This is a genomic window from Streptococcus sp. SI1 (genome assembly GCF_030439945.1).
In the GTDB taxonomy this organism is placed as follows: Bacteria; Bacillota; Bacilli; order Lactobacillales; family Streptococcaceae; genus Streptococcus; species Streptococcus intermedius.
This window is the reverse complement of record NZ_JAQFJE010000001.1, coordinates 341,760-353,581: the sequence shown is the minus strand read 5'-3', so window position 1 is coordinate 353,581 and position 11,822 is coordinate 341,760. Positions and strand designations below refer to the sequence as shown.

12 protein-coding genes are annotated in these 11,822 nt (G+C 38.2%); all 12 read right to left on the bottom strand.

Going from position 1 to position 11,822, the window contains the following annotated elements; all coding sequences use genetic code 11:
• Positions 1-160 precede the first annotated feature (160 nt).
• The 12 genes from erm(B) to PCY10_RS01755 all read right to left on the bottom strand — a co-directional run bounded on the left by erm(B) (position 161) and on the right by PCY10_RS01755 (position 11,807).
• A complete protein-coding gene (gene erm(B), locus PCY10_RS01810) occupies positions 161-898 on the bottom strand; it encodes a 23S rRNA (adenine(2058)-N(6))-methyltransferase Erm(B) (RefSeq protein WP_001038795.1) in 738 nt (245 codons plus the stop codon).
• Between the two features lie 124 nt (positions 899-1,022).
• The gene (locus PCY10_RS01805; RefSeq protein WP_001814874.1) at positions 1,023-1,106 is read right to left on the bottom strand and encodes a 23S rRNA methyltransferase attenuation leader peptide; all 84 of its coding nucleotides are present in this window, start codon (positions 1,104-1,106) and stop codon (positions 1,023-1,025) included.
• A 48-nt stretch (positions 1,107-1,154) separates the two neighbouring features.
• On the bottom strand, positions 1,155-1,322 hold the full coding sequence (locus PCY10_RS01800; RefSeq protein WP_000502600.1) for an MLS leader peptide: 168 nt from the start codon (positions 1,320-1,322) through the stop codon (positions 1,155-1,157).
• Complete coding sequence (mobT, locus tag PCY10_RS01795) at positions 1,312-2,532, bottom strand: MobT family relaxase (RefSeq protein WP_000398285.1); 1,221 nt, start codon at positions 2,530-2,532, stop codon at positions 1,312-1,314. Before mobT ends, PCY10_RS01800 begins: the two co-directional genes overlap by 11 nt.
• Before the next feature lie 22 nt (positions 2,533-2,554).
• Complete coding sequence (locus PCY10_RS01790) at positions 2,555-2,707, bottom strand: hypothetical protein (RefSeq protein ID WP_000879507.1); 153 nt, start codon at positions 2,705-2,707, stop codon at positions 2,555-2,557.
• Between the two features lie 2 nt (positions 2,708-2,709).
• The gene (locus tag PCY10_RS01785; protein ID WP_000813488.1) at positions 2,710-4,095 is read right to left on the bottom strand and encodes an FtsK/SpoIIIE domain-containing protein; all 1,386 of its coding nucleotides are present in this window, start codon (positions 4,093-4,095) and stop codon (positions 2,710-2,712) included.
• 28 nt (positions 4,096-4,123) lie between these two features.
• A complete protein-coding gene (locus tag PCY10_RS01780; RefSeq protein ID WP_000985015.1) occupies positions 4,124-4,510 on the bottom strand; it encodes a YdcP family protein in 387 nt (128 codons plus the stop codon).
• A gap of 15 nt (positions 4,511-4,525) precedes the next feature.
• A complete protein-coding gene (locus PCY10_RS01775; RefSeq protein WP_000420682.1) occupies positions 4,526-4,840 on the bottom strand; it encodes a YdcP family protein in 315 nt (104 codons plus the stop codon).
• Between the two features lie 566 nt (positions 4,841-5,406).
• The gene (locus PCY10_RS01770; RefSeq protein WP_023916193.1) at positions 5,407-8,220 is read right to left on the bottom strand and encodes a phage tail tip lysozyme; all 2,814 of its coding nucleotides are present in this window, start codon (positions 8,218-8,220) and stop codon (positions 5,407-5,409) included.
• Between the two features lie 11 nt (positions 8,221-8,231).
• Positions 8,232-10,589, bottom strand: coding sequence for a VirB4-like conjugal transfer ATPase, CD1110 family (locus PCY10_RS01765; protein WP_023916192.1), 2,358 nt, complete (start codon positions 10,587-10,589; stop codon positions 8,232-8,234).
• Positions 10,540-10,899, bottom strand: coding sequence for a PrgI family protein (locus PCY10_RS01760; RefSeq protein WP_001097589.1), 360 nt, complete (start codon positions 10,897-10,899; stop codon positions 10,540-10,542). Before PCY10_RS01760 ends, PCY10_RS01765 begins: the two co-directional genes overlap by 50 nt.
• A gap of 53 nt (positions 10,900-10,952) precedes the next feature.
• Entirely contained in the window at positions 10,953-11,807 is an 855-nt protein-coding gene (locus PCY10_RS01755) for a conjugal transfer protein TrbL (RefSeq protein ID WP_001054257.1), read from the bottom strand.
• Positions 11,808-11,822: the final 15 nt, after the last annotated feature.

Sequence of the window (11,822 nt, the reverse complement as noted above, 5' to 3'; positions counted from 1 at the left end):
GCGCTTAGTGGGAATTTGTACCCCTTATCGATACAAATTCCCCGTAGGCGCTAGGGACCTCTTTAGCTTCTTGGAAGCTGTCAGTAGTATATCTAATAATTTATCTCCATTCCCTTTAGTAACGTGTAACTTTCCAAATTTAAAAAAGCGACTCATAGAATTATTTCCTCCCGTTAAATAATAGATAACTATTAAAAATAGACAATACTTGCTCATAAGTAATGGTACTTAAATTGTTTACTTTGGCGTGTTTCATTGCTTGATGAAACTGATTTTTAGTAAACAGTTGACGATATTCTCGATTGACCCATTTTGAAACAAAGTACGTATATAGCTTCCAATATTTATCTGGAACATCTGTGGTATGGCGGGTAAGTTTTATTAAGACACTGTTTACTTTTGGTTTAGGATGAAAGCATTCCGCTGGCAGCTTAAGCAATTGCTGAATCGAGACTTGAGTGTGCAAGAGCAACCCTAGTGTTCGGTGAATATCCAAGGTACGCTTGTAGAATCCTTCTTCAACAATCAGATAGATGTCAGACGCACGGCTTTCAAAAACCACTTTTTTAATAATTTGTGTGCTTAAATGGTAAGGAATATTCCCAACAATTTTATACCTCTGTTTGTTAGGGAATTGAAACTGTAGAATATCTTGGTGAATTAAAGTGACACGAGTATTCAGTTTTAATTTTTCTGACGATAAGTTGAATAGATGACTGTCTAATTCAATAGACGTTACCTGTTTACTTATTTTAGCCAGTTTCGTCGTTAAATGCCCTTTACCTGTTCCAATTTCGTAAACGGTATCGGTTTCTTTTAAATTCAATTGTTTTATTATTTGGTTGAGTACTTTTTCACTCGTTAAAAAGTTTTGAGAATATTTTATATTTTTGTTCATGTAATCTCTCCTGAAGTGATTACATCTATAAACAAATACAGAAGTTAAACGATTTGTTTGTAATTTTAGTTATCTGTTTAAAAAGTCATAAGATTAGTCACTGGTAGGAATTAATCTAACGTATTTATTTATCTGCGTAATCACTGTTTTTAGTCTGTTTCAAAACAGTAGATGTTTTATCTACATTACGCATTTGGAATACCAACATGACGAATCCCTCCTTCTTAATTACAAATTTTTAGCATCTAATTTAACTTCAATTCCTATTATACAAAATTTTAAGATAATGCACTATCAACACACTCTTAAGTTTGCTTCTAAGTCTTATTTCCATAACTTCTTTTACGTTTCCGCCATTCTTTGCTGTTTCGATTTTTATGATATGGTGCAAGTCAGCACGAACACGAACCGTCTTATCTCCCATTATATCCTTTTTTTGTTGTTATCACGTCCTGTTCTTTTACTGACTGTTGCTTCAAAATCTGCTTGTGTCGGTCTGTCAGTTTCGCATGGTCGAGAATGTCTTTTACAACCTGCGTCTGGTTGATTTCATCAAGTTTAATCGCAACCTTTAAGGTCGGGGCAACTTGATGAGATAGCCAGTTCAGCGTCCTTTGGAAGGAGTAAGGCTCTGGTTTTGTGGTTAGTTTTAATCGTTCACGATTGTTCCCAATAAACCAAGCCCATTCTTCATTCAGTTTCCAATCAGAACGAGGTTTGGAATCGTCTTTATCTACAAAACGGATATACCGATTGATAATTTTAAAGGCGGTATGCTCTGGATTGTCATAGACGAGTAAATCACGGACTGCATAATAGGCACGCTCATTTTTCAATCGAATCTCAAAACGGTTTTTTACTTCTGCGTCTTCAATGGGAATATCATTTTTCTTGTACTGCTCGTAGTCCTTTTCATAGATACAGAAATAAACTTCACTTTGTAATGAACCGATATAGAGGGTGTTTCCCATACATTCCTTTTCCTCTTTGCGTACCAGTTCGCCACTGCGATAGCTTTTAAAACTGCGGAAGACGGAGATACATTCTTCCTGTTGGCACTTTTCAGTGAGTACAGGGATATTTAAAATCCCTGTCTTATCGTTAATGGCAAGGTCAAGGCGTTTCATCACACCGCCAGCCACCAAAACGTCCATAAAGAACTCATACCAGCTTCTTTGTTGTGCCAGAAGATAGCTTTCAAATTGTCTGCACCCACGACCTTTCAATTCCACCAGAACTCCTTTGTCCAGTTCATGGGAGCAAAGGACGAATATGTCGCCTAAAGCATAATGCTCTGAATAAGAATAGAAACCATAGTCCTCATGAAGAAAATAGGACAGTTTCAGTTGTAAGATGTTTTCGACCACCTGCTGTACGTCTGTTGTCGGAAAGCGAATTCTTACATAATCAAACAGCATTTCAAGGGGAGCGTCGGGATTGAAGCGTTCCAGAGCTTCCCAAAGGGACTGCTGTAAATCCTCTGATGGCTTGACTTTTCCTGTTTCAATATCGCTTAGATACTGCCTTGTAATACCAGTCGCAACAGCTAAACGGTTTTGAGATAGTCCATAAGCCAAGCGTTTTTCTTTTAAATGCTGTAACCAAGTTTGTTCATTCAGTAAAAATCCCTCCAATCAAAAAGGCGTATGTCAACTTTTAAAGCCCATTTGACATACGCTGAAATTTTGTAAATCCCTTGTAACCAAAGGATTTTCTAATGTTTTTTTGACTGTTTCCTGTCGATTTGTACCCCCCTGTTAGATACGGGGGGTTAAGTGCTGGCGTGGCTATTGCCACACCAGCCAGCAAGATCAGTCCACACCTGCGACTTCCGCTTCGCACGTCGCCTGCGTGGACTGTCTGCTGTTGGATAACTTTTTAATTTCCTCCAAGAAATCATATCCTTTTGGTACAAGGGGAGTATAAAACTCTGATATGACACTTGTTCCTACATCAACATAGCCACGACCTTTGATTCGCTTTAAGAAGAAATCCTTTTGTACGTCACTGCCAAACATCATGCCATAGCCCATTTCAGACATACGACCTAAAGCCACTCTGAAATTAAACTGATCACGGATTCCGTCGCCTAAATATTTTGCGTCTGGACGTTGACAAGCCAGTATTAGAAAGAAGCCAGCTTGACGACCTAACATGACAATCTGTTTCAGCTTATTCATAACTGCGGTGTTTTCTTTTGTTCCCAGCATTTCCATGAAAGCGACGTATTCATCAAAGATTAAGAAGTGTGCCGGGAGACCTAAGTAAGCATAATTTTTGCCAGTCTTATAGTTCTTCATCTGCTTCATTTCCTCACTACGTTTCATCATTTCTTCATAGAATGTTTCAATGCAAGAAAGCAAGTCTTCTTTTCTATAGTAGACATTTGCCATCACAGAACCTAAGTCCGCAAGGTCAGCATTTTTCGGGTCAAGAATATACAGTTTTGAATCTGTATGAAGCAAGGCTTCAATCAGTGTCAGTATAAAGTAAGTTTTACCGCCACCTGTACCACCAGCAATCAACATATGAGGGAGCTTATCATATTCCCACCATACGTTTTTCATTAAGCGAAGTTTACCATCTTTAGCTTCTACTTCATCAATAGAAATACGACTGGCTATGGTGTCATAGAGCAAAGTATATTCCACATAGGAATCCTTTAACTCTTTATCCGTCAGCTCACAGTACAAGCCACTCTCTAATTTCTTTTCCAAGTGTAAGAGTTGGTCTTGATATTTTCCCAGCGTGATTTCCACCCGTATCTGTATCAAGCCATTTTTAAGTCGATAATACATTTTAGGGAAGTAGGTTATCTTTTCCTTTGTACGACCAGCACTATCTTTAAAGAAACCCTCTGTTTTGACCTGTTCAGATTCATACCACTTGTTTTCAAGTATCATCTTTGCCAGTTTTTGACGGTGGTAAAGTTGTTTAACCGTATCATAGCGAACCCGTTTGAATACAAACGCTACCAGCAAGCAGATAAGAATTGCGACACTGAAACTGATAATTAAATAGGGAATGTCAATCTTATCTGCTTGTGATAGGTTAAAATCCTGCCAGTTGATCTGCTGGATTGTCTTCACATGAAACAGTCCGACAACCAGCAGGAAAACAGGCAGGAGTGACGCTATCGTAAAATGAAAGACTAAATCTTTACCAGATGGGCGAATCCTTTTACCACGCTGTTTCATGCGAAAAAGTCTCCTTTCTACCTAGCGACTATTTGTCTTGTGTCGGTTCTTTCTTTGCTTGTGGTTGAGCTTTGAATGAACTAGAATCCTTTGTCAGCACAATATCGTCTGCCTTGATATACCAGTCAACATCTGCTCCTTGATAGGTGGCAGTAGCAACGGTGTCCGCAATGGGATTGATAAGTTCCACCCGTGCGTTATAATCAAACTCTTTCAAAGGCACGCTGGCAGGAATACTTACTTGAATCATGCGTCCTTGTCCTTTGGATTTTAAGTCATAGGTACGTTCCTTGATTTCATCTGAAACCGACCCGTCTTCATTTTGGATTCTCACTTCACGACGTAGAGCAGAGAATTTCAATTCTCCAAAAGTCGTGTCTTTATCTAATACAATGCCATTTGCTAATCTCATCATTTTTCCTCTCTTTCTTTATTCTTTTATCATGTCGTCAGCATGTAAAAGGTAATTTGTAAAACCACGAGTGCCGATTTTGTAGCCCTCTGCGGTAATACGTGGATTGACTAACTTCACACGTTCCTCAAAGCCGAAATGTTTTTCGCCAGCTTCAGCAGGAAGCACCACCACAATATCATCTGCTCTTTGAACATCAGAATAGAGATTATAGCTTCTTGATAAGACAGTTAGCCGTCCGTTGATTCTTCGCTGAACGACTTTATCCTCGCCAGCAAATTCTAAATTGCCGAATGTTTTTTCCATGTTGGGAATCACAAATTTAAGTTCCATATTTTTACCTATCCTTTCTTTTTTATTGGCTGAATGAATGTTTGATGGTCTTAAAGAGTGGGGAACGACCTTTTGATTCTTGATTTTTTGTTTTCATAAGTTCACTTCCTTTCAAAATCGGGTAAAAAAATAGACACCTCATTTTTTGAAGTGTCTACCTATTAAGTATTCAAATTTTATTGGAAGTATCTTTATATCTTCACTTTTCAAGGATAAATCGTCGTATCAAAGCTCATTCATAAGTAGTAAATTAGTAGTAAATTGAGTGGTTTTGACCTTGATAAAGTGTGATAAGTCCAGTTTTTATGCGGATAACTAGATTTTTATGCTATTTTTCAAATAAAAAAGATGACTTACTGAACCTGTAAGCCACCTAATCAGTCGGTTTATTCTGGTGTCTGCCACCGCTTGGCCCGTACGTCCAAGATTGCTATCGGATTTTGTTCTGGTGTCCGCCACCGCTTGGCCCTTATGTCCAAGATTACTATCAGATTGACCATGAGCCGACCACTCATTTATAGACATATTGTATCTTTAAATAGCTACAATTTCAAGTGTAAACTCTTCTATTTGGTCGTATAAGCAAAACTGATGGCACTATCTGCTTGAGAGATTTTTCTAAAGGTATAGTTAGGGTTGCCCCCATAGTTGGTTTCAGACACAAGGAAAGAACCATCATCATAGACCTTCTCTACAAAAGCCACATGACCATAGCTGGCTGGTGTACCATGTGTACCTCCTACAAAAGAAACAATAGCACCTGCTCTTGGTGTAGAGCCCGTTTCCCCACCAAGACTTGAAGCTGTCGCAACCCAGTCCTGACCATTTCCCATGGTATTAATGATTGAAATCTTCTCTCCGTTTCTACCTTTTAGCTTTAATCCTAACTGGTTCATACGAGCTGCAACACCCCATGTACATTGTCCATAGGCATAGGCCATACCATCTCCACCACCAGGAACAGAATGATCATACAAGTCCCCACGAACCCCTTCAAGGGATTGCGGGTCACTTTTTGCCTGTCCTCCATTTGTTTGGCTGAAGCCTTTTTCAATTTGGTAATACCATTCCGTTGCTCTGGTTTGTCTTTCCAGTAGTTTGTCACCAGAATTTCCTTCCCAATAGGTCAGAAAGAGTTGGGCGAGATTGGCTGCACTGCCCGTATTTCCAAAGAAATCCTTTAACCAACTTTGATAGTAAAGACTATCCCCATGAAGCATAAAATCAAGTTGGAGGTCTAAATCATACCACTTCTTATTTTTGATATGTGCATAATTCAATAAAGCTGTATGCCGTGTTGACCCATCTGCGGTATCTGTCCATTGCCCTAAACCTAGACCTCTATGAAGAATATTAGGATAAGCACCACTATAAATGGCTGGTCCTCCTATCGCTAACCAGCTTTCATCATCCCATGAGGAATCGGTAGCGCCAACTGGAGGAGATAAATAATCTCCCTCAGCTCGTTTAGGATTGATAGAAGACTCTACCGACCAATTTCCTAAAATAGCCGCAATGGCTTGGGGACTTGCCCCTTGAGATTTCAAAAACTCATAAATATGTTTTGCTCGTTCAAACTCATCCCCACCAAACTGACCAATTGCTGGTAAAATAGTAGTCTGAAGTTGAATGACTTTTGGAAAATAAAATTGCGGATTGACATACACCAATTTTTCTTTCTTGTTCTTATACTTTTGATAGGAAACTTTCAAACCTGTATCATCTGGTGTTTCACCTATAACATCACCCGTTAGAACTCTTGTTCCCTCAATCGCACGGCCATTATGAATGGAATATAAGGTTAAGCGACTCTCATTCTCTCCTTTTCCGTTAGTGAGAATAACATTATCTCCGTCTAGAGATACAACACCATCCATTGGTGCGACAATCCTTTGGTGAGCCTTCGCTTCTAGTAGAATGTACTCCTGAAGGGTAGGTTTGCCGTCTAAATCATAGTAGCCATAACGATAAGTCATGGTTAGACTATCCTCGTTGCTTTTCCCCTCAAATGGATTGTCCAATTCCTGCATGGAAGCATACACACCTTCTTCTTTTAGTTCCTTCATTTCCTCTTGATCGTCTTTTGATAGTTTATACTTAGGAGTTTCATAAAGGTCTTGCATGGATTTTAAATCTTCTCCATCGTTTAAATCATGCCACAAAGTAGACAGATAATCCTTGTAAGTTTCTGAACTAAATAAGTGAACTGGTTTGTTTAACTCGTAATCATGGAATTTAAAGTTCATATAGCCCATCACATCATCAATTTTTGTGTAATAGGTAATGCCTTTGTCATTTGTACGAGTATGTTCTGCGTCTTCCCAAGTTAGGTGGGTATAAGCTTTTGTTAATTCAAATTCATCTTGTTGAATCAAACTAGCAGATGAAAATCCTAAAAAGAAGCTCATCATAAGTAAGAGAAGAAAAACTAATCCTCCTACTATCCATGTTATAGGATTTCCAGCCGCAAATGTAAAGAAGGAAAAGGCTGCTTTTAGTTTTTGATAGATATTTCGGACACTTGTAAGACCTTGTTTCTTTAATTTTCGAAACCGATTTTTAAAGGAGCTTGGATTATCTTTCGCTAGTTTCCATCCTTTTCCATCCTTAAAATGATGGTATCGCTCTTTTGTGTTGGTCAGTCTTTTCTTGGTAAAACGACCTGTTGCTTGTCCTGTTTTGACACTAGCTTTCCCAATGTTATAAGAAAGCCGACTGTAGCGTTTCCCTTTTCTAATGGTCTCTTGTAGAGTGCGATAAGCTTCTAAATCTTCATTTTCTGAAGCTAACTCTCCACCTTCACGTCCAAGGACATAAAGAAAAGTTTTGGCTTTCCTACTGACTTTTTTGGACTTATAGGCTTGTTTAGTAGATTTTAGATTCTCTTTTGCGGCCTTGACTTCTTTCTTAGCTTTTAATTCTTCTAAACTCTTCCCTTTAAAGAAAAAATTAGATTTATGTTTCGATTCCTGACCGTATAGAAATTTTTGATTGGTTTTTCTTTCTTTACGACTCTCTTTTCTTTCTTCTTTTGCTTCTACCTTGGCTTCTCTAAATTGCTTCTTGGCTATTTTCAATCGTTTCCTAGCATGAGGCAACCGTCTGTCTCTTAATTCTTTGCGATTCAATAGAGATGGAGGACTATTTTGAAGAATATGATTGTAGTCTTCATTTGCTTGTTTTACTCTAGCCTTTGAAGCTTCTCTCATCTCCTCTAGCTTTTCTTTTATCTCTTTTTTCCATGCTTTATCATCCAGTACAGCGGAATCTTTTTTCTGTTTCTTCACCTCCTTCTTTCCTTGTTTCAAGAATTTTTTCTCATCTTTTAGACTTCTTCTAAATGCCTTTCGGGCACGTATGATTTCTCTTTTATCCTTCATTTACCTTCCCCTTAATTAGAAGCCATTTTATCAGGATCTGTACTCATGATATCAAACAATTGTGTACCTTGAGGAATCTTATTTTTAAAGGGAACGACAACTGAACCAGCTTTTATTAGTCCTGCCCCTTTTTCTGGATTGACTAGGTATTTTTCGAGTTCTTTTGACAAGCCTAAGAGTTGAACCAGTTCTTCTCGGTCATTTTTTGCTTGCTTGAGGAGAATCATAAATTCACTATTTGCAATAATCCGTCTACCATTTGGATCTAACAATAAGGTTTCGACGTTTTGAGTTATTCCAGTCGGACTAGCTCCATATTTTCTGACACGACTCCACAATTTAAAGAAGAAATCACTGGCATATTTATCTAGTAAGAGAAGCTGCATTTCATCAAAATAAATCCAGGTCTTCTTCCCTAATTTTTGGTTCCGAACAACACGATTCCATATCTGATCAAAAACAACCATAAGAGCGATTTGTTTCAGCTCATCTCCTAACTTTTTAACATTATAGATTAAGAAATTAGATCCTGTCTGAATATTGGTCTTATGAGAAAAAATATCAAGAGAACCTTCGACATACAGTTCCATATCAAGTGCCAAATTCTGCGCTTCTTCTTCTGGTTGTTGACTCAAGACAAAGACCCATTCTTCCAAAGAAGGCTCTTTAAATGACTGATAGGTGAGTCTCGTAACTCGGTCGATAATCGATTTTTCTCTTCCATCCATTTTCCTATCCAATAACTTGCCGATAAAGGATAAAAGAAATTCTGATTTTACCTTAACAGGGTCCTCATCCATATTTTCATCAGACAAGTCAAGTACATTGAGATAGGTTTGGGAATCGGGCGCAATATCAATCATTTCCCCACCAAAAGCCCGTCCAATAACACTGTACTCTGCTTCTGGATCCACGATGATAATTTCAGTATTTTCACCAGATTCCTTGATTTTGGTCGTGATAATCTCATGCTTGGTTGCCATCCCTTTCCCAGCTCCAGATGTCCCTAAAATCAGACCAGACGGTGTATTTAATAGGCTGCGATCAATGGTAATAATATTGCTTGAGATTTGATTGATACCGTAATATTTCCCACTGCGGTCTTGTAAGTCTACTGAAGTCCAAGGTGAGTTCACTGCTACATTAGATGTTAATAAACTCCGTGATACTCCCTCTAAAAAATCACAACCAAATGGCAGCAAACTATTAAAGGCTGCTTCTTGCATATATGGAAGTTTATCAATCATTAGGTCATTTGAGCCGGCCACTTGTTGAATAGTGTCTAGGGCTTGTTTGAGTTCTTCTTCATCCTGACCAAAGACACCAATCAAGAAGACTGTTTGAAATAGTTTATCTCCTGTCTCGGTCATGGTTTTTAAGAGTTCCTCAGCTTCATCGATATTGCTTTCTAATACATGACCTACTTTTTCCAAATAGATACCTGTTCGAGCAAGTTTTTGTTGTTCCCCAATCTTTTGGGATTCCATTAAGGTCTTCTTTGTTCGTAGCTTCTTCATGGCATCCGCCTTGGTCGAACTTTGGGCATGGAGGCTCACAATCAATTCCAAATCTCCTTGCATGAGGTCTCGAATAAACTGATCACCTAATTCCATGCCGTAGTCTCTCACATAGACAATCTGCAATAATCGGTCATTGATTTGTAGGTAATTCTTGTTTTTGAAATCTAAGAGATTAGGAGCTATAAAGTGACGAGTTGTCTGACCCGATCTCGTTAAATCACGGTAAGAAAAAGGAAGATGGTGTTCTCCTCTAAGCATATCTGCCAACAAGTTCACACGGTTTTCTCCAGCCAAGGATTCAAAGCGAGCATCAATTTCTGAGAAACCACTCTTGAAATATTCTCCAATTTGAGACAAGGAACGATAGGCTTGTTTGGGATTAGAATCCTTTCTACCAAAGGTAATCAATTTCACAGCTGAGAAATTATTTTCACCACTGTCTAAATTCTGATTCATCATCCGATTCAGTTCTTTACGATAGGTATCATACCCATCTTCTTTTTCCTCATACAGAACACTCTGTCTAAACTTTTCTAAATTCAATCTTTTATTAAAGATAGTCAATTGGAAGTTGGTTTGGTCATCTAGTGAGTTAATCAAATCAGAATACTTCTCAATGATTGCGCCCTTATCTTCTAAACCAACGGTCTGGTAATTGACATCACCAAGTAAATAGCTTTGTGAGAAATAATCTTCTTTTACCTGCATCAGACCATTTTGATACAGGGCTTGATAGGAAAGAGTATTAGCCGTTGAGGGTAACACTTCCTCTTTTTTCCCTTTAACTTCTTCCTTTTTATTAGTCATTGAAGTTTTTTGTTTCTTTAATGTATTTGATTTTCTTTTCATGTTCAGGTCCTTTCTTTCCTGTAATTGTGCGTAGGGGAACCGTTAATTCAAAATGAAGACGGTATTTCAAATAATGTTCAAAATATAAATCATTGGGTTTATAGACTCCAAAAAGCATTAGGGGGATGGTAAAAGCAAACACAAAACCGTAAACAAACCAATCTCCAAATTGCCAGAAAAAGAGATTCAAGCCCAAAACAATAATTGTGACAATAAAGGCTGGTAAAACAAAGATGATTTGTCTTGTGGTGAAACCTAACCAAGCCCTGTGTTGGTATTTTGAGATGTCTTTAAAGACACGTGTATTCATTACTTTCCTTTCTAAAAAGGCTAAGAAGCAATCACTTCCTAGCCTTTATCTAATTACATACCTAAGATTGAGCGAGCCGTACGTTGAGAACCAACGAGGGCAATAATCAGTAAGATAGCTTGTACCAAACTACCAAACATAATCGCAAGTGATTGCAAGACTCCTGCACCATTTGAAACAGCTATTTTTCCAGCAGATTCAAACAAAGGAACAAGAGAAACAATCAGAAAAATGAGAACCCCTTGTACCGCATAGACCATAATATTTTTTAAATAGCCAATACCAATAGACTTCCACTCATCACTTAAAAATGTTGGAATCGTAAGAGGGGCAAATGGAATCATAAGGTAAAGTTGAATAAATCGAATGGATACCAAAAGATTGACCATGGCTGCACTTACTATCCGAACAAGCCAAATGAGGAGGGCGAAAAAGCCCACGATCATCCGGCCAATAAAGCCTGAACCTTTTAATCCAGAGATGGTATCATACTTTGCCCCACCGTGAGCCACAATCGAGGCCACTTGTTCAATGGCGTGACTCGCAATCCCGATGATGGCTTCTACAATCACGGTAGTGTTAGTAATTACAACTGCGACCATGATATAACTAATCAACATCGGCGCCAATGCTTCAAAGGTCATCGCTCCACCAGAGTTAGCAATTTTCTTTGCCATCTTCGAAAATTCTAGGATGAGAACAACTGATAAAATCGCAACTCCAAGAGGTTGCATGACACTTTTAGTAATACTTGACATATAAGTCCAAACAGTTGGATTATAGCTAGATAGAGATTTAATCAGATCTACCGTAGATTGTAAATCCACATTAAATCCTTCAAATAAATTTTCAGCTGATATTTTTTCAGATGCAAGGTAAACAAAGGGTGAGACTAAACTAAGATTCATGTCATTGTTTATCCT